This window comes from uncultured Amnibacterium sp. (assembly GCF_964244015.1).
In the GTDB taxonomy this organism is placed as follows: Bacteria; Actinomycetota; Actinomycetes; order Actinomycetales; family Microbacteriaceae; genus Amnibacterium.
On the sequence record NZ_CAXTHO010000058.1, the window covers coordinates 1 to 17534 of the forward strand.

17 protein-coding genes and 1 pseudogene are annotated in these 17534 nt (G+C 71.7%); 11 read left to right on the forward strand and 7 right to left on the reverse strand.

Translation table 11 applies throughout. The annotated features are described in order from the left end of the window. Positions 1–271, forward strand: a 271-nt coding sequence (locus ACFE67_RS08250) for a PhzF family phenazine biosynthesis protein (protein ID WP_375406392.1), incomplete at its 5' end; no start/stop codon positions are given. Positions 272–325: 54 nt separating this feature from the next. On the opposite strand, the gene serB is transcribed toward ACFE67_RS08250, so the two are convergent. Together serB and glgC are read right to left on the reverse strand one after the other, a co-directional pair. Further along, the gene (gene serB, locus ACFE67_RS08255; RefSeq protein WP_375406393.1) at positions 326–946 is read right to left on the reverse strand and encodes a phosphoserine phosphatase SerB; all 621 of its coding nucleotides are present in this window, start codon (positions 944–946) and stop codon (positions 326–328) included. 50 nt (positions 947–996) lie between these two features. Then, entirely contained in the window at positions 997–2238 is a 1242-nt protein-coding gene (glgC, locus tag ACFE67_RS08260) for a glucose-1-phosphate adenylyltransferase (RefSeq protein ID WP_375406394.1), read from the reverse strand. 109 nt (positions 2239–2347) lie between these two features. On the opposite strand from glgC, the gene glgA reads away from it, so the two are divergent. From glgA to ACFE67_RS08275, 3 genes are all read left to right on the forward strand, one after another. Beyond that, on the forward strand, positions 2348–3529 hold the full coding sequence (gene glgA, locus ACFE67_RS08265; protein ID WP_375406395.1) for a glycogen synthase: 1182 nt from the start codon (positions 2348–2350) through the stop codon (positions 3527–3529). Between the two features lie 48 nt (positions 3530–3577). Beyond that, positions 3578–4369, forward strand: coding sequence for an ABC transporter ATP-binding protein (locus ACFE67_RS08270; protein WP_375406396.1), 792 nt, complete (start codon positions 3578–3580; stop codon positions 4367–4369). 114 nt (positions 4370–4483) lie between these two features. After that, complete coding sequence (locus ACFE67_RS08275) at positions 4484–4732, forward strand: type B 50S ribosomal protein L31 (RefSeq protein WP_375406397.1); 249 nt, start codon at positions 4484–4486, stop codon at positions 4730–4732. A 96-nt stretch (positions 4733–4828) separates the two neighbouring features. Here ACFE67_RS08275 and ACFE67_RS08280 read toward each other — a convergent pair whose 3' ends face one another. The 3 genes from ACFE67_RS08280 to ACFE67_RS08290 all read right to left on the reverse strand — a co-directional run bounded on the left by ACFE67_RS08280 (position 4829) and on the right by ACFE67_RS08290 (position 8445). Next, on the reverse strand, positions 4829–5695 hold the full coding sequence (locus tag ACFE67_RS08280; protein ID WP_375406398.1) for an exonuclease domain-containing protein: 867 nt from the start codon (positions 5693–5695) through the stop codon (positions 4829–4831). 68 nt (positions 5696–5763) lie between these two features. Then, positions 5764–7524: a maltose alpha-D-glucosyltransferase gene (treS, locus tag ACFE67_RS08285; protein WP_375406399.1), complete on the reverse strand. Its 1761-nt coding sequence runs from the start codon at positions 7522–7524 to the stop codon at positions 5764–5766. 123 nt (positions 7525–7647) lie between these two features. Beyond that, positions 7648–8445 (reverse strand): AIM24 family protein, encoded by a 798-nt coding sequence (locus tag ACFE67_RS08290; protein WP_375406400.1) that lies wholly within the window; start codon positions 8443–8445, stop codon positions 7648–7650. Positions 8446–8604: 159 nt separating this feature from the next. On the opposite strand from ACFE67_RS08290, the gene ACFE67_RS08295 reads away from it, so the two are divergent. The 3 genes from ACFE67_RS08295 to ACFE67_RS08305 all read left to right on the forward strand — a co-directional run bounded on the left by ACFE67_RS08295 (position 8605) and on the right by ACFE67_RS08305 (position 11095). Beyond that, entirely contained in the window at positions 8605–9180 is a 576-nt protein-coding gene (locus tag ACFE67_RS08295) for a TerD family protein (RefSeq protein WP_375406401.1), read from the forward strand. Between the two features lie 61 nt (positions 9181–9241). Beyond that, entirely contained in the window at positions 9242–10375 is a 1134-nt protein-coding gene (locus ACFE67_RS08300; protein ID WP_375406402.1) for a DUF475 domain-containing protein, read from the forward strand. Between the two features lie 54 nt (positions 10376–10429). Beyond that, complete coding sequence (locus tag ACFE67_RS08305) at positions 10430–11095, forward strand: hypothetical protein (protein WP_375406403.1); 666 nt, start codon at positions 10430–10432, stop codon at positions 11093–11095. 18 nt (positions 11096–11113) lie between these two features. Here the strand turns inward: ACFE67_RS08305 and ACFE67_RS08310 are convergent, their stop codons facing one another. Continuing rightward, a complete protein-coding gene (locus ACFE67_RS08310) occupies positions 11114–12295 on the reverse strand; it encodes a TerD family protein (protein WP_375406404.1) in 1182 nt (393 codons plus the stop codon). Between the two features lie 56 nt (positions 12296–12351). Between ACFE67_RS08310 and ACFE67_RS08315 the strand changes: the two genes are divergently transcribed. Further along, positions 12352–13533: an HpcH/HpaI aldolase/citrate lyase family protein gene (locus tag ACFE67_RS08315; RefSeq protein WP_375406405.1), complete on the forward strand. Its 1182-nt coding sequence runs from the start codon at positions 12352–12354 to the stop codon at positions 13531–13533. Here ACFE67_RS08315 and ACFE67_RS08320 read toward each other — a convergent pair. Further along, entirely contained in the window at positions 13441–14523 is a 1083-nt protein-coding gene (locus tag ACFE67_RS08320; RefSeq protein ID WP_375406406.1) for an ATP-grasp domain-containing protein, read from the reverse strand. The two genes, ACFE67_RS08315 and ACFE67_RS08320, sit on opposite strands and share 93 nt — an antisense overlap. Before the next feature lie 94 nt (positions 14524–14617). Here ACFE67_RS08320 and ACFE67_RS08325 point away from each other — a divergent pair, with 94 nt between their 5' ends. The 3 genes and pseudogenes from ACFE67_RS08325 to ACFE67_RS08335 all read left to right on the forward strand — a co-directional run. After that, on the forward strand, positions 14618–16018 hold the full coding sequence (locus ACFE67_RS08325) for a phosphoribosyltransferase family protein (protein WP_375406407.1): 1401 nt from the start codon (positions 14618–14620) through the stop codon (positions 16016–16018). Further along, a complete protein-coding gene (locus ACFE67_RS08330; protein ID WP_375406408.1) occupies positions 16015–17178 on the forward strand; it encodes a cysteine protease StiP family protein in 1164 nt (387 codons plus the stop codon). The genes ACFE67_RS08325 and ACFE67_RS08330 overlap by 4 nt, the downstream gene beginning before the upstream one ends. Beyond that, positions 17175–17534 (forward strand): annotated as a pseudogene (locus ACFE67_RS08335) (HAD family hydrolase); the annotation flags it as partial. The gene ACFE67_RS08330 and the pseudogene ACFE67_RS08335, both read left to right, overlap by 4 nt.

Below are 17534 nucleotides of genomic sequence, written 5' to 3' on the forward strand. Positions count from 1 at the left end.
CGGCACCGTGACGGTGCTGCGCCGGCTCGGGGCGCTCGAGTACGAGGCGAGGAACCCGTTCCCGGTCGGCGCGATCGTCGAGGATCCGGCCACCGGTCCGGCGGCTGCCTCCACGGGCGCCTCCCTCCGCGCGCTGGGACTCGTCGTCCCGCCGATACGGATCACGATCCGGCAGGGTCGGCACCTGGGCAGACCGAGCCTTCTGCTCGTCGACGTACCGGCGAGTGGCGGCATCACCGTGACGGGAACCGCCACCCCGATCGCGGACTGACCGCACCGCTCGGCTCGCAGCCCGCTGCGCTCGCACCTGGAGCAGCGACCGTCGTCAGATCAGGTGCAGCACGGGGCGGAGAGAGCGGCCTGGGAGGCAGATGTCGGTCTCGGACCGGACTGCCGGCTTCGCGTCGAACCCGATCGAGAGCGACGCCGCCGCCATCATCAGGAGGTCGTTCGCGCCGTCGCCGATCGCGATCGTCCGCGTCGCCCCGAGCTCGTCCGCCCACGCGAGCAGCCGCTCCCGCTTCACCTCCGCGTCCACGATCCGGCCCAGCACGCGCCCGGTGAGCCGCCCGTCCACGATCTCGAGATCGTTCGCGTGTCGGCGGTCCAGCCCGAGCTCGTCGGCGAGCGGGTCGAGGACCTGCGCGAAGCCGCCGGACACCGCTCCGACCGCGCCGCCGCCCGCGTGCACCGCGGCGACCAGCTCGGCCACGCCGTCGGTCACGGTGATCCGCGCCCGCACCTCGCTGAGCACGGCGGCCGGCAGACCCGCCAGCAGAGCGACGCGGCGCAGCAGGCTGCCGGCGAAGTCCAGCTCTCCGCGCATCGCGGCGGCGGTGATGTCGGCGACCACCGCACCGACGCCCGCCGATTCGGCGAGCAGATCGATCACCTCCTCGCCGATCAGCGTCGAATCGACGTCGAGGACGACGAGGAGGCGGCTCACCCGCCCAGCGTGCCAGAGGTCAGCGTGCCGGAAGGTCAGCGTGCCGGAGGTCAGGGATCGACTCGGACGCCCTTGCCGACGACGACGATGCCGGTGTCCGTGACGGTGAGGCCGCGCTCGCGGTCGCGCTCGTGCTCGATGCCGACCCGCGCGCCCTCCGCGATCACCACGTTCTTGTCGAGGATCGCCTTCTGCACGACCGCGCCCGCGCCGATCCTGACCCGGTCGAACAGCACCGAGTCGACGACCGAGGCGCCGGATTCCACGATCGCCCACGGGCCGAGCACGCTGTTCTGGATCCGGGACCCGGAGAACAGCGAACCGGGCGACACGATCGAGTCGTGCACGACCGTGTTGTTGCCGTAGGCGTCGCGGTTGAACTTCGCGGGGGGCGAGTTCAGCGTCTGCGTGTAGATCGGCCAGCGGCGGTTGTAGAGGTTGAACACCGGCAGCGCGGACACGAGGTCCATGTGGGCGTCGTAGAACGACTCGATCGAGCCCACGTCGCGCCAGTAGTAGCGGTCGCGGTCCGTCGACCCCGGAACCGTGTTGCGGTTCAGGTCGTAGACGCCGGCCTCGCCCTGCTCGACGAACGCCGGCACGATGTCGCCGCCCATGTCGTGCTTGGACCCGGGACGTTCCGCATCCGCCTCCAGCGCCGCGATCAGCGCATCGGTGTCGAACACGTAGTTGCCCATGGAGGCGAGCACCTCGCCGGGGGAGTCGGGCAGGCCGCGCGGATCCTTCGGCTTCTCGAGGAACTGGTTGATCGTCGCCGGGTCGTCCTGGTCGACGTCGATCACGCCGAACGCGTTGGCGAGCTCGATCGGCTGGCGGATCGCCGCGACCGTCGCCTTCTTGCCGGACGCGATGTGCGCCTCGATCATCTGGGAGAAGTCCATCCGGTACACGTGATCGGCGCCGACGACGACCACGATGTCGGGCTGCTCGTCGCCGATCAGGTTCAAGCTCTGGAAGATCGCGTCGGCGCTGCCGAGGTACCAGCGCTTGCCGAGCCGCTGCTGCGCGGGCACGGATGCCACGTACGAGTTCAGCAGACCGGACAGGCGCCACGTCTCGGCGACGTGGCGGTCGAGGCTGTGCGACTTGTACTGCGTCAGCACGACGATCTGCGTGAGACCGGAGTTCAGCAGGTTCGACAGCGCGAAGTCGATCAGGCGGTAGACACCGCCGAACGGCACCGCGGGCTTGGCCCGGTCCTCGGTCAGCGGCATGAGGCGCTTGCCCTCGCCGCCGGCGAGCACGATGCCGAATACCTTCTTCGATGGCATAGCGCCGACCGTACTCCCAAGCGACATACATCGGACCTGGAAATTCCCGGTCAGCGGACGAATTGGGGGTCACTGCCGCCCGTGCGTGTCACGGTCTATGGTGACGCGCGTGCGCGTCGATCTGCTGACCAAGGAGTACCCGCCCGAGATCTACGGAGGGGCGGGGGTGCACGTCGCGGAGCTGACGAGGGCCCTGCGGAGCCGCATCGAGGTCCAGGTGCGATGCTTCGGCGCGCCTCGGGACGAGGCAGGCGTGACCGCCTACCCGACCCCTGCCGAGCTGGACGGCGCGAACGGATCGCTTGCGACCCTCGGCGTCGACCTGCAGATGGCGCAGGGCGCTGCCGGCACCGATCTCGTGCACTCGCACACCTGGTACGCGAACGCCGGGGGGCACCTCGCGAAGCTGCTGCACGGCGTCCCGCACGTCGTCACAGCGCACAGCCTCGAGCCGCTGCGGCCATGGAAGGCCGAGCAGCTGGGCGGCGGCTACCGGATCTCGAGCGAGATCGAGCGCACCGCCTACGAGGCGGCCGACGCTGTGATCGCGGTGAGCAGGGGCATGGGCGACGACATCCTGCGGTCCTACCCGAGGGTCGATCCGGCGCGCCTCCACGTGGTCTACAACGGCATCGACCTGGACCGCTGGCAGCCGAACCACGACCCCGACCTCGTCCGCTCGCTCGGTGTCGACCCCGACCGGCCCACGGTGATCTTCGTCGGGCGCATCACCCGGCAGAAGGGGCTGCCGTACCTGCTGCGTGCGGCCGCGACGCTGCCGCCGGAGGTGCAGCTGGTTCTCTGCGCGGGAGCGCCGGACACGAAGGAGATCATGGCGGAGGTCTCCGGCCTCGTGCGGGACCTGCAGCAGGCGCGCAGCGGCGTCGTCTGGATCGAGCGGATCCTGCCGCGGCCCGAGCTGACGGCGCTGCTCACCGCCGCTGACGTGTTCGTCTGCCCCTCGGTCTACGAGCCGCTCGGGATCGTGAACCTGGAGGCGATGGGCTGCGGCACCGCGGTCGTCGGTACGGCGACGGGAGGCATCCCCGAGGTCGTCGTCGACGGCGAGACCGGCAGGATCGTGCCGATCGACCAGATACAGGACGGCACGGGTACCCCGACCGACCCCGAGCGCTTCGTGGCGGACCTCGGCCGGATCCTCGGCGAGACCGTGCTGGACCGAGCGACGGCTGCGACGTACGGTGCCGCCGGCCGCGAGCGCGCCCGCGCGGTCTTCGACTGGGACGCCATCGCGGCCCAGACCGTGGAGATCTACCGCTCGCTCGTCTGACGGCCGACGAGCGGGAGTCGGGCGCGGCCTCCGTCTAGGGTTGGAGCCATGGCAGCGGTGGTGCAGTTCTCGGACGTCACGCTGACCCGGGGCAGCACCACGATCCTCGACCGCGTGTCATGGACCGTCGACAGCGCGGAGCGCTGGGTCGTCCTCGGCCCGAACGGGGCGGGGAAGACGTCGCTGCTGCAGCTGGCGTCCGCCCTGCTGCATCCGTCGCGGGGCACGGTCACGGTCCTCGACGCGCAGCTCGGCAAGGCGGACGTGTTCGAGGTCCGGCCGCGTATCGGCTTCGCGTCGAGCGCGATGGCGAAGCGCATCCCGCCGACCGAGGCGGTGCTCGACGTCGTGCTGACCGCGGCCTACTCGGTCACCGGGCGCTGGAACGAGGAGTACGAGGACATCGACACCCGCCGTGCGAACCGGGTGCTCGCGGAATGGCGTCTCGACCACCTCGCCGACCGGCGGTTCGGCGACCTGTCCGACGGCGAGCAGAAGCGCGTCCAGATCGCCCGCGCGGTGATGACCGACCCCGAGCTGCTGCTGCTCGACGAGCCCGCCGCGAGCCTCGACCTCGGGGCCAGGGAGGAGCTGCTGCAGCTGCTCGGCGGCTACGCGAGCGCCCCCAGCGCGCCCGGCATGGTGATGGTCACCCACCACGTCGAGGAGATCCCGCTGGGCTTCACGCACGCGCTGCTGCTGAAGCACGGCGCGGTCGTGGCGGCCGGCCCGATCGCCGAGACGATCACGGGGGAGCGCATCGGGGAGACGTTCGGCCTGTTGGTCGAGATCACCGAGCGCGAGGGCCGCTACGCGGCGAGAGCCGTCGCCGGCGTCTGACCCGCGGCTCTCCGGCTCTGGTATCGTCGACGGTCGGCCGGATCTCCGGCCCCGCCGCCGTGCACGTACAGCCGGCCCTCGAATTCACTCTCGATCTGAAGAGGTTCATCCGTCATGAAGTCCGGCGCCCACCCCGAGTACCGTCCGATCGTCTTCCGGGACCTCGCGTCCGGTGAGACCTTCCTGACTCGGTCCACGGTGACCAGCCAGAAGACCATCGAGCTCGATGGCACGACCTACCCCGTCATCGACGTCGAGATCTCCTCCGCCTCGCACCCGTTCTACACGGGCAAGCAGCGGATCATGGACTCCGCCGGTCGCGTGGAGAAGTTCAACCAGCGCTTCAAGAACTTCGGTCGCTGACCGCCCGGTTCGTCGCTCGACGCTAGCGGGGCCCACCGCTGCTCATCCGGCGGTGCGCACCGTCATTTTTGCAGCGGACGGCCCCGGGAGTGCGGGTCAGCGCTGGGGCCAGGCGCCTGACGTCGTGAAGGCCGGGTCGCGTTTCTCGCGCATGTAGGTCTGGAACCGGTCGGCCTGATCGGCGCACCAGCCGACCTGGGCGTCGTGCAGCTGCTGGCTCGTCAGGCCGAGGTCGGCCGCGTGTCGGCGGGCGATGGCTTGCGCGAGGCGGCCGGCCGCGATGGCGTCGGCGCCGGCGTCGTGCGCCTCGGTGAGGTAGACCCCGTACACCGCCGCCGCTGCGGTGAGGGTGCGCTTGCCGGTGCGGAACCGGTCGAGCTGCTTGTCGAGCACGAACGGGTCGACGACCGGCGCCGTGACCTCGAGCGGCCAGAGGCGGTGCCGCTCGGCTTCTGCGGCGAGCAGTGTGAGGTCGTACGGCGCGTTGTAGACCACGAGCGGGAAGCCGCGGGCGAAGAGGCTGCGGATCGCGGCCAGGATCTCGGGCACGACCTCGCCGGGTGGGCGACCGAAGCGCTGCGCACGGGCGTCGGTGATGCCGTGCACCGCCGCGGCTCCCTCGGGGATCGGGACGCCGGGATCCACGATCCAGTCCTTGCGCTCGACGACGGCGCCCGTCTCGTCGATCAGGCCGACGTGCGCCGTCACGATGCGGGCCGTCGCGGTGTCGATGCCGGTCGTCTCGAGGTCGAAGACGCCGAGTGCGCTCGCCCATTCGGGCAGCGGCAGCTGCGCCTCGGGTGCGGCCTCCGGCTCGTCCCGGTCCTCGATGAGCAGGAGCGGCACCGGCTCGGCGATGGGCGCGGGAGGCGGCGGTCGCCACGTCGAGATGATCGCGACGGTCTCGACGGGCGCGGGCGGGTCCTCGAACTCGAAGAGCAGCGTCGGAGCGTCCTGGGGCACGCTTCGACGCTAGGACGTCCCTCCGACACCACGTCCGCGGCGCGCAGCACGCCTGCCGGACTCCGGTGTCAGTCGGCGTTCGCGATGACCGGGATCGCCGTCGTGGTGACGGGCACCTCCGCCGCGATCGGCTGCGCGACCCGGAGCCAGTAGAAGCTCTGCGTGCCGAGGGTGATCGTCACCTTCCCCTCCGCGTCGAAGGAGGGGAAGGTGCTGCCGCCGAACAGGTCGGTCAGGGAGTGGTTCGCGAGGTCCGGCGCGGTGATCGTGAACGAGATCGGGTTGTGCAGGAACGAGAAGACGCAGAGCACCGCCTCGCCGCGGTCGCCGTTCGCGCCGGACGTGCCGCTGTAGTTGCGCAGGAATGCGAGCGCGGACTCGTGGTCGGTCTCGAGCACGGTCAGGTCGCCCATGCCGAACACGGGGTGCGCCTTCCGGGTGTGGATCACGTTCCGCACCCAGTGCAGCATCGAGCGCGACTGGGCGAGCTGCGACTCCACGTTGACGAGCGCGTAGTGGTAGACGAGCGACTGCACGACGGGCAGGAACAGCTTGCCGGGGTCGGAGGTGGAGAACCCGGCGTTGCGGTCGGGCGTCCACTGCATCGGCGTGCGGGACGCGTCGCGGTCGTTCAGCCAGATGTTGTCGCCCATCCCGATCTCGTCCCCGTAGTAGAGGAACGGGCTGCCCGGCAGCGAGAACAGCAGGGCGTGCGCCAGCTCCATCTCGGCCCGGGAGTTGTCGAGGAGGGGGGCGAGTCGCCGCCGGATGCCGATGTTCGAGCGCATCCGCGGGTCGTAGGCGTACCAGCCGTACATCGCCTGCCGGTACTCCTCGTCGACCATCTCGAGGGTCAGCTCGTCGTGGTTGCGGAGGAAGACGCCCCACGCGGCGGCGGCGGGGATGTCCGTCTGCTCGGACAGGATCTTGACCAGCTCGGTCGCCGTCTGCGCGCGCAGCGAGTAGTAGATGCGCGGCATCACGGGGAAGTCGAACGCCATGTGGCACTCCGGGTCGTCCTCCGAGCCGAAGAAGGCGGCGACCTCACGCGGCCACTGGTTCGCCTCCGCCAGCAGGATCCGGCCCGGGTACTCGCGGTCGACGTACTCGCGGAGGCGCTTGATGAACGCGTGCGTCGGCGGTTCGCCCTCGCCGTTGCCCTCCTCGCTCTGGAAGAGGTACGGGACGGCGTCGAGCCGCAGCCCGTCGACGCCCATGTCGAGCCAGAACCGGACGATGTCGAAGATCGCCTCCTGCACCTTCGGGTTCTCGTAGTTCAGGTCCGGCTGGTGGCTGAAGAAGCGGTGGAAGAAGAACTGCCGGCGGACCGGGTCGAACGTCCAGTTCGACTCCTCCGTGTCGACGAAGATCACGCGGATGTTCTTGTACTTCTCATCGCTGTCGCTCCAGACGTAGAAGTCGCCGTACGGCCCGTCGGGATCGCTGCGGGACTGCTGGAACCACTCGTGCGCGTCGGAGGTGTGGTTCAGCGGGAAGTCCATGACGATGCGCATGTTGCGCTCGTGCGCCCGGCGCACGAGGTCGCGGAACTCGTCGATAGTGCCGAACTCGGGCAGCACGCTCTTGAAGTCCGAGATGTCGTAGCCGCCGTCGCGCAGCGGCGACTGGTAGAAGGGCGGGAGCCACAGGGAGTCCACGCCGAGCCACTGCAGATAGTCGAGGCGGGAGGCGAGCCCGGCCAGGTCGCCCGTGCCGTCGCCGTTGCTGTCCACGAAGCTGCGGACCATCACCTCGTAGAACACCGCCCGCTTGTACCAGGTCGGGTCCCGGGTCAGTCCGGGCAGCTGGATCGGTGCGGTGAAGCTCACAGGGGCGCTCGTTCCCTCGGTCGTCGTCTCGACTGGGCGCCGGCAGCACCGGCCGGATCATCCTAGGAGGGGCCCCCGAGGACCCAGCCGAGTCGCGCGAGCGCGGCCGCCGCCGCCGCCGCGTCAGTCCGCGGAGCCCGAGAACACGCCGCCGAGGCCCATCCCGGTCTTCCGGTCGCCGGCGCCCGTGTTCTTCTTCAGCGCCTTGGCGAGCGCCTCGATCGTGACGGACTGCAGGATGACTCGCCCATCGCCCTCGAGGGTCGCGAGCGTGAAGCCCTCGCCGCCGAACAGGCCGGTCATGAGGCCCTGTCTGCTCAGGCCGCCGATCACCTCGATGTCGTAGCGGATGTTCTGGTCCCAGGCGACCACGCAGCCGGTGTCGACCTTGAGCCGGCCGCCGTAGTCGGCCGGGTTGATGTCGATGAAGTCGCCTGCTCCCGCGACCAGGAGCGTGCCGGTGCCGGTGAAGCGCTCGAGGACGAGGCCCTCGCCGCCGGCGAGGCCCGCCCGGTTCCCCATGAACGCGACGTCGAAGTGCACCCCGGCCTCCGCCGCGACGAAGGCGTCCTTCTCGGCGGTCCAGGTGGTGCGGCCGTCGAGCTCGAGGGCGCGCATCTCGCCGGGGAGCACGCCGGCGAGCGCGAGCAGCCCGTCACCGCCGTTCGTGTGGAAGTGCGTGAACGCGAAGGACTCGCCCGCGAGCATCCGCTTCCCGGCGTCGAGCGCACCGCGCAGCAGGCCCGCGGCGGGCCCTCGGTCGTTCTGCGTGGACGACGGCTGCGTCAGCTTCGTCTCCATCTGCACGTCGGCGGAGCAGAACAGGAACTTGCCCGCCTCGCTGAAGACGACCTGCCCCGGCCGCAGCGTGACCACCGCCATCTGCGTGGTCGTGCCGACGAGCTGGAGATCGAGTGTCATGCCGCCCAGTCTCCCCGCCCCCGCATCTCCTGGGAGTTCCCGACCGCTCCGCGGAGCCGGCTGTCGGTAGGCTGACGGCGCGGGCACACCCCGCACCGGACGGCGGATCCCGCATGATCCCGCCGTTCGGACGGTCCGACTCGTTCTGGAGGAAGTCACATGTCGGTCTCGCTGTCCAAGGGTGGCAACGTCAGCCTCACCAAGATCGCGCCGAGCCTCACCGCGGTGCTCGTCGGTCTCGGCTGGGACACGCGGACCACGACGGGAGCCGACTTCGACCTCGATGCCAGCGCGCTGCTGTGCGGCGCCGACGGCAAGGTCCCGAGCGACGACTACTTCGTGTTCTTCAACAACCTGAAGTCGCCGGAAGGCTCGGTCGAGCACACGGGCGACAACCTCACGGGTGCCGGCGAGGGCGACGACGAAGCGGTCAAGGTCGACCTGAGCACCGTGCCCGCCGACATCCAGAAGGTCGTGTTCCCCGTCTCGATCTACGAGGCGGAGGCCCGCTCGCAGTCGTTCGGGCAGGTCGTGAACGCCTTCATCCGCGTGGTCGACCAGTCGAACAACACTGAGCTGGCCCGCTACGACCTGACCGAGGACGCGTCCACCGAGACCGCGATGGTCTTCGGGGAGCTCTACCGCAACGGCGCCGAGTGGAAGTTCCGGGCGGTCGGGCAGGGCTACGCCTCCGGTCTCGCCGGCATCGCGCGCGACTACGGCGTCCGGCTCTGAGGCGCGCGGTGCGTCCGAACACTTCGGGTCGCCCTGACCGACGCTCCAGCACGGTCGCCGCGTGATCCTCCGCACGTTCGGCTGGGCCTTCTCGATCACCCTGATCGGCCTCGTCGGTGCCCTCGTCTTCGGCGGCCCGGAAGCGTTGGCGCTCGTCGCGATCCTGGCGGTGCTGGAGATCTCGCTCTCCTTCGACAACGCGGTCGTGAACGCGGGCATCGTCGTCAGGATGAATCCGTTCTGGCAACGGATCTTCCTCACGATCGGTGTGCTGATCGCCGTGTTCGGCATGCGGCTCGTGTTCCCGCTGCTGATCGTCGGCGTCACGGCGCAGCTGAACCCGATCGATGCGGTCCGCCTCGCGCTCGAGGGCGGCAGCGCGGAGGAGCCGGGCACCTACGGCTACCTGCTCTCTGCGGCGCACCCGAGCATCGCGGCGTTCGGCGGCACGTTCCTCTTCGTGCTCTTCCTCGACTTCCTCTTCGAGGATCGGGAGATCCGCTGGCTGACCTGGCTGGAACGGCCGCTGGCACGGATCGGGCAGCTGGACCAGCTCTCGGTCGTCGTCGCGCTGATCGTGCTCGTGGCGGCGGCGTTCGGCCTGTCCGACGACCCCGCGACCGTGCTGGTCTCCGGTGTGCTCGGCCTCGTCGTGTACCTCCTGGTCAACGGGCTCAGCAGCCTCTTCGAGTCGGCCAGCAACGACGGCGACGAGGAGGAGGGCGAGGAGGACGTCCAGCCCGGTATCCACGGTGACGCCGACCGGATCGCGGCGGCTGCGCCGCAGAGCAGGTCGGGTGCCGCGCCGGTCAAGGTCGTCGCGGGCCGTGCGGCGTTCTTCCTGTTCCTGTACCTCGAGGTGCTCGACGCGTCGTTCTCGTTCGACGGGGTGATCGGCGCGTTCGCGATCACGCAGGACATCATCATCATCGCGGTCGGCCTCGGGATCGGCGCGTTCTACATCCGGTCGCTGACGGTCTTCCTGGTGCGCCAGGGGACGCTCGGGGACTACGTGTACCTGGAGCACGGTGCGCACTGGGCCATCGGCGCCCTGTCGGTCATCCTGCTGCTCGGCATCCGGTTCGAGGTGCCCGAGATCATCACCGGGCTGGTCGGGGTCGCCTTCATCGGTGCCGCGTTCGCCAGCTCCCTGGTCAGGAACCGTCGCCTCGCGCGCACCCCAGCGGTCGGCTGACCACATCCCGGCCGATGCGGTCGGGCGGAACCGGATCCAAGGAGCAGGACAGACATGGCGGTCGACTACAGCAAGCGGAGCGGCGACGGCGACGGGGCGAAGGGCGGCGTCTCCCTGAGCAAGGTGACGCTGACGAAGGCCGCCCCGAAGGTGTCGCTGGCGAAGCAGCCGGCCGGAGGCGGTCTGCTCCGGGTGAACCTGAACTGGGACGCGCAGACCAGGCGCACCGGGCTCTTCGGGCGGTCGTCGTCGTCGATCGATCTCGATCTCGGCTGCCTCTACGAGTACTCGGACGGGTCCAAGGGCGCCGTGCAGGCGCTCGGCGACGCGCTCCGGGACCGGAACCCGTTCTCGTCCCAGCCGATCTGCCGTCTCGACGGTGACGACCGCAGCGGCACGAACACCGCCGGCGAGAACCTGTTCGTCGACCTGTCCCAGGTCGACCACATCCGCAGGATCCTGGTGTTCGCCTTCATCTACGAGGGCGCGCCGAACTGGGCGGCCGCGAACGCCGTCGTCACGCTGTTCCCCGCGGCCGGTCCCCAGATCGAGGTCCGACTCGACGAGCACGACCCGCGCTCGACCATGTGCGCCATCGCCGTGCTGCAGAACGTCGGCGGCGAGCTCACCGTGCAGCGCGAGGTGCGGTACTTCGGCGGGCACTCCGAGCTCGACACGGCCTTCGGCTGGGGCATGCGCTGGACGGCGGGCAGCAAGTAGCCCGGTCCGCCTCCCGCCTCAGCTGGCGAGGGCCTGCGCGGCGACCGCGCGCATGTCCTTGCCCGTCCGGCCGTCGTGGTACGCGCCGACGGCGCGCATCTCCCACGACGTGCCGGTGCGGGTGAGGACGGCCATGATGACGCCGGTCCGCGCCTCCGAGTTGGTGAGGTCGAACCGCACGAGCTCAGCACCGGACCGCTCGTCGACGAGCCGGCAGAACGCCCGGCTGATCTCGGTGAACTTCTGACCGCCGAACGAGTTGATGGTGAAGACGAGGGAGTGGACCTCGCTCGGCAGGGCGCTGAGCCGCACGATGATCTGCTCGTCGTCACCGTCGCCCTCACCGGTGACGTTGTCGCCCGAGTGCGTGATCGCACGGCGGAAGGCGGTGCGATGGTTGAACCAGACGACCTCGAGGTTCTTCCCGGTCACGTCGAACGCGAGGGCCGATGCATCGAGGTCGATCGAGCGCCCGCTCTCCGCCGGATCCCAGCCGAGGCCCATCACGACGCGGTCCAGGGCGGGGGCGCCCGTCTTCACGAGGCTGACCCGCTCGCCCTTCACGAGACTGACGCGACCCTTGTCGAGGTTCACGACCCTGGACGCCGGAGGAGCCTGAGGTGCAGGTGCACGGGCAGGTGCAGGTGCAGGTGCAGGAGCGGGTGCCGCCTCGTCCTGCACGGAGATGCCGTAGTCGGTCGCGAGGCCGGCGAGGCCCGACGCCCAGCCCTGCCCGACGGCGCGGAACTTCCATCCGCCGTCGCGGCGGTAGAGCTCGCCGGCTGCGAAGGCGGTCTCGGTGGTCGCGCCCATGTCGGTGAAGCTCGCCAGCTCTGCTCCGGTCGCGACGTCGCGGATGCTGAGCGCCAGGTCGCGGACGCCGCCGAACGGTCCGCCGTCGGAGGATGCGGCGATCACGACCCGGTGGACCACGGGCGTCAGGGCCGTGAGGTCGACCTCGATCGAGTCGGTCGCCGTGCCGCCCGCCGTCGACTTGCCGCGGTGCGTGACTGTGCCGGAGGGGTCCCTCGGCTGGTTGTAGAAGACGAAGTCGTCGTCGGAGCGGACCCGACCGTCCGCGCCGAGCAGCAGCGCCGACACGTCGACGTCGGGGGAGCCCGGCGCGGACGACCAGGACAGCTGTGCGCGGACGGCCCCGGAGGGCACCGCTGTGTTCGCGCCCTTGGGCAACCCGGCCATGGTAGGCATGATGACACAGCCCGCCCAGGGGCTATCCGGCCCGAGAGCGGGACCCCGTGCGCCATTTCCACCAGCTGCCCGAAGCCGTCCGAAGCCGGCTCTTCGCCGTCGAGCCGGACCCGTTCGAGCGGACGGCGGACACCGCCACGCTCGCGATGTCGCTCGGCGCCACGCTCTACATGCCGGCGACGCGGCCCGCGATCGCCGCGGACCTCGTGCGCCAGCACGCCGCGGGCGTGCTGAGCAGCGTGGTCTGCCTGGAGGACGCGATCGCGGACGCCGACATCCCGTGGGCGGAGGAGAACCTCGTCGCGCAGCTCCGGCTGCTGCGAGATCGCACCCGCGGAGGCGACGGCGCCCCGCTGACGTTCGTCCGGGTGCGTCGGCCCGAGCAGATCCCCGACCTCGTCGAGCGGCTGGGCGCGGACGCGGTGCTGCTGTCGGGCTTCGTGCTGCCGAAGTTCGAGGCCGACAACGGGCGTGCGTACCTCGAGGCGCTGCACGTGGCGCGGCGCGACAGCGGGGTCCCGCTGCTCGCGATGCCGGTGCTGGAGTCGCCTCGGCTGATCCACCGGGAGTCCCGGCTGTCGACGCTGACCGGCATCGCGCAGCTGCTCGGCGAGCAGCGCGACCTCGTGCTCGCGGTGCGGATCGGCGCCACCGACCTGAGCGCCGTGTACGGCCTGCGCCGCGACCCGGACCTGACGATCTACGACGTCCGCATCGTCGCCGAGCTGATCAGCGACGTGGTCAACGTGCTCGGCCGCGCGGACGGCACCGGACACGTGATCACCGGTCCCGTCTGGGAGTACTTCGCCTCGCACGACCGCCTGTTCAAACCGCAGCTGCGGGTGACGCCGTTCGAGGACCAGGACGAGCGGGGCCTGCGGCAGCGGCTCGTCCGTGCCGACCTGGACGGGCTGATCCGGGAGGTGGTGCTGGACAAGGCGAACGGCCTCATCGGCAAGACCGTCATCCACCCCGACCACGTCGCCGCGGTGCACGCGCTGCTGGTGGTCACCGCCGAGGAGCACTCGGACGCCACGGACATCGTCGGCACCGCGGCCTCCGGTGGCGCGACGGCGTCCCGATACGGGAACAAGATGAACGAGTCCAAGCCGCATCTCGCCTGGGCGCGCGGGGTGCTAGCGCGGGCGCGGGCGTTCGGTGTCGCCCACGAGGACGTCGGCCTGGTGGACCTGCTCGCCGCCGAGGCCCTGCCCGCGCGGCTCGCCTGACGGCTCGACGATGGTCGGCACCGTCGTGAACGACGCCCCGAGCCGCGGGTGGAGGGGCGCGGGTCGTCGGCCGAGCGCCAGCTCGACGGCGGCCCACGGCAGGTTCACGCCCGCCCGCGCCGTCTGCGCGATGCCGCCGGAGGCCCGCGGATTCGTCTCGAGCAGGTACGGCCGCGGCGCCGGGTCGACGCCGGGCTGCTGCCAGGAGCGCACCTGGGTGTTGGAGAGGAACGCGAGCCGGTGGCGGGCGACGACGGAGCGCGCGATCGCGGTCGCGGCCGGGTCGTCGAGCAGGAAGCGCCGGTACCCGCGCTTGCCCCGGGGGACCGCGGCGAGCAGCGTGCCGTCGGCGTCCGCGAGGCAGTCGACGCTCACCTCCGGCCCGGGCAGCACCGGCATCACGAGCAGCGGCGGCACCGCAGCGCGCTCGCGCTCGAGCGCCGCGGCGAGCGTCCGCACGTCGAGCAGGCTCTGGAGGGGGCCGAGCAGCTCCGGCAGCGCGAGCGGCCGGCGCAGCAGCTCGTAGAACCCCTCGCCGCCCACGCCGAGGACGGGTTTGACACAGACGCGGCCGAACCGGCGCTCCAGCTCGTCGAACGCGTCGAGCAGCTCAGCGGCGGTGCGCGCGACCCGGTACGGGGGGACCGGCAGGCCGTCGCGGGCCGCGTCCTCGTAGGCGCCCACCTTGTCGTGCAGCCGCAGGATCGCCTCCCGCGGCGGGACCACCGTCGCGACGCCGGCGTGCGCGAACCGCGCTCGCGCCCCCGCGATCGCCGCCGCGTGCAGCCGCGGGATGACGACGTCGACGCCGTGGCGCTCGCAGACGCCGAGCGCCCACTGCACGTACTGCTCCTCCGTGAGGTCGTCGTCGGGCTCCGGCTCCGTGACGTCGGCCACCGCGAGCACGGGCGAGTCCGGCGACGCGTGGGTGGCGAGGATCCGCACGGACTCGCCCGCCGGGTTGTCGCGGAGGAGCGCGATCGTGTGCACGTGCGTGGCGTAGGTGCGGTTGAACCAGACGGTGAGAACGATGCCTCCGGATGGGGAGCGGCGGGTGCGGGCGGAGCCCTGACACTATGGCGGGATGCGCGACCTGGCTTCGACCACGGCGGCCGGCGCCACGGGGTGGGCGGAGCGGCGCCTCGGGATCGAGCTGGCGTCGTCGCCCGGCCCGCTGGGCCTCCGGCTCGACGACCTCGTCTCCCTGGCGGTGCGGCGCAACCCGCGGCGGGCGCATCTGCTGGTCTCCACGGTGCTCGGCAAGCATCGCCCGACGGATCCCGATGTGGTCCGCGGTGCGGCGCTGCTGCTCGGCCGGCTCGTCGCGCGGGCGCTCGGCGCGCCCGAGGGTGATGCCGTGCTCGAGGCTTCCGGCGCCCGGCTGCTGCGCGCCCTCCGGGGTGAGCCGGGTGCGGCGGCCGACACCGTGACCGCGCCGTCCGTCGATCAGTCGCACGACCTGCTCGTGATCGGGTACGCGGAGACCGCCACCGCCCTCGGGCAGACCGTCGCCGACGCGCTCGATGCGGACTACCTCTCGTCGACCCGCAGGGACCTCCCCTCCGCCGTCGCAGGTGCCGGCTTCGAGGAGGAGCACAGCCACGCGACGAGCCACCGGCTGCTGCCGGACCGCGCAGAGCTGCTCGAGGCGGGCACGGTCGTCCTGGTCGACGACGAGCTGACGACGGGGACCACCGTGCTGAACACCGTCGCGATGCTGGAGCGGATCCGGTCGGGCCGGCGCTACGTCGTCGCGACGCTGGTCGACCTCCGGCCGCCGGGGGACGCGGGGCGGCTGCTGGCCGCGGCAGCCGAGCTGGGCGTGGACCTGCGGGTGGTCGCGCTCGCGAGCGGCGCGGTCCGCGTGCCGGAGGACGTGCTCGCGCGCGCGGCCGCGCTGCAGGCGGAGCCGGCCGTGCCGCCGCAGCGGAACCCCGCGGCGCACGGGGTCGAGTGGGCAGGGGTCGAGTGGATCGAGGGCGCCTGGCCGCGGGACGCCCGCCACCACGGGCGGCACGGCTACCGGCGGACGGACCGGCAGCGCTTCGAGTCGGCGCTCGCCGCGCTCGCCGGCAGCGTCGCCGACCGCGTGCCGGAGGGCCGCATCCACGTGCTCGGGACCGAGGAGCTGATGTACCTCCCGCAGGCGCTCGCGGGCCGGCTCGGCGCGCTGCTGCCCGACGCCGCGCTCACGTCGTCGGCGACGACCCGGTCGCCCGTGGTCGTCGTCGACGATCCCGCGTACCCGATCAGGAGCCGCGTCGTCTTCGCCGCGCACGACGACCCGGACGACGGGCCGGGGGAGCGGTTCGCCTACAACCTCGGCGCCGCCGGGCGCTTCGACACGATCGTGGTCGTCGTCGACGAGCGGGGACGCACGCCGCAGCTGACCGGCGCGGGGGGACTGCTCCCGCAGCTGACGGCGCTGGCGGCCCGGGTGCTCGTGGCCGTCGTGCCGGACGGCACGCCCGAGGCCACCGCATGACAGCGCCGCAGCCCCTCCACGGGCCCGCATTCGGCTCGTACCCGCCGGACGACGTCGCGTGGCTGCTCACCGACCTGTCCGACGTGGTGCTCGAGGCGCCGGTCGAGGAGCGCGAGGAGGCCATCCAATCCGGCGGCGCGCACTACGCCGAGTCGCTGCCGATCGAGTACGAACCGGATGCCGAGTACACCGCGCTGTTCGAGCAGGCCCTCGCCGAGCAGGCGACGCACGTCGCGGAGGCGGTCGGCGTCGTCGCGGAACAGCTGCTGGCGCAGCGGGGCGAGCGGCTCGTGCTCGTCTCCCTCGCCCGGGCCGGCACGCCCGTCGGCGTGCTGCTGCGCCGCTGGCTCCGGTCCGCCCACGGTATCGACGTGCCGCACTACGCCGTCTCGATCGTCCGCGGACGCGGCATCGACACGGAGGCGCTGCGCTACCTGGCTGCGCAGCACGACCCCGCGGACATCGCGTTCGTCGACGGCTGGACCGGCAAGGGCGCCATCGTGCGCGAGCTCGCCGCCTCCGTCGCGACCGCCAACTCGGAACTCGGTTCCGCGTTCCGGGCCGAGCTCGCCGTGCTCGCCGACCCGGGCTCCTGCGTCACGACCTTCGGCACCCGCGACGACTTCCTGCTGCCGTCCGCCTGCTTGAACTCCACCGTCTCCGGCCTGGTCTCGCGGACCGTCCTGAACCGGAGCCTGCTCGCCGCGACCGACTTCCACGGCGCGAAGTTCTACGCGCACCTGGCCCCCTCCGATGTGTCGAACCGGTTCGTCGACGTCGTCGAGGCCGCTTTCGCCGGTATCGCGGCCGCCGTGCGGGACCGGTCCCGGACACCCATCGAGGCCGTCGCCCCTACCTGGGCCGGCTGGGCGAGCGTCGAGGCCCTGAGCGAGCGCGAGGGGATCGGCGACGTGAACCTGGTGAAGCCGGGCGTCGGCGAGACGACCAGGGTGCTCCTGCGCCGAGTGCCCTGGAAGGTGCTCGTGCGGGACGTGCGCGACCCGGGCCTCGCGCATCTGCGCCTGCTCGCCGCGCAGCGCGGCGTCCCGGTGGTGGAGGACCCGGACCTGGTCTACCGCGCGGTGGGCCTCATCCATCCGAGGTACACCCGCGGCGCGGTCGGCGCCGCGGGCACAGCGGCGCAGGGACCGACGGGGTGAGCGCAGCGGCCACGCTGGTGATCAGCGACCTCGACCGGACCCTGCTCTACTCCACCTCCGCCCTCCTGCTGCCGCCGGGCGAGCCCGCGCCGCGGCTGCGCTGCGTTGAGGTCTACGAGGGCCGGCCGCTGTCGTACCTGACCGAGCGGGCGGCGACGGTGATCGCCGGGCTGGTCGAGCGGGGCTGCTTCGTGCCGATCACGACCCGCACCGTCGCGCAGCTCCAGCGGGTGCAGGAGCCGTTCTCGGCCGCCGAATACGCCGTGTGCGCCAACGGGGGCCGGCTGCTGCGGCACGGTGCGGAGGATCCGGAGTTCACCGCGGCCGTCGCCCTCCGGCTCGCGGCGTCGGGTGCG

Bases quoted from the DNA above. Each gene is read 5' to 3' on its own strand.
- glgC (WP_375406394.1), bottom strand. From the start codon at position 2,238: ATGCCATCGAAGAAGGTATTCGGCATCGTGCTCGCCGGCGGCGAGGGC.
- ACFE67_RS08270 (WP_375406396.1), top strand. From the start codon at position 3,578: ATGGCAGCGGTGGTGCAGTTCTCGGACGTCACGCTGACCCGGGGCAGC.
- ACFE67_RS08275 (WP_375406397.1), top strand. From the start codon at position 4,484: ATGAAGTCCGGCGCCCACCCCGAGTACCGTCCGATCGTCTTCCGGGAC.
- ACFE67_RS08290 (WP_375406400.1), bottom strand. From the start codon at position 8,445: ATGACACTCGATCTCCAGCTCGTCGGCACGACCACGCAGATGGCGGTG.
- ACFE67_RS08295 (WP_375406401.1), top strand. From the start codon at position 8,605: ATGTCGGTCTCGCTGTCCAAGGGTGGCAACGTCAGCCTCACCAAGATC.
- ACFE67_RS08305 (WP_375406403.1), top strand. From the start codon at position 10,430: ATGGCGGTCGACTACAGCAAGCGGAGCGGCGACGGCGACGGGGCGAAG.
- ACFE67_RS08310 (WP_375406404.1), bottom strand. From the start codon at position 12,295: ATGGCCGGGTTGCCCAAGGGCGCGAACACAGCGGTGCCCTCCGGGGCC.
- ACFE67_RS08325 (WP_375406407.1), top strand. From the start codon at position 14,618: ATGCGCGACCTGGCTTCGACCACGGCGGCCGGCGCCACGGGGTGGGCG.
- ACFE67_RS08330 (WP_375406408.1), top strand. From the start codon at position 16,015: ATGACAGCGCCGCAGCCCCTCCACGGGCCCGCATTCGGCTCGTACCCG.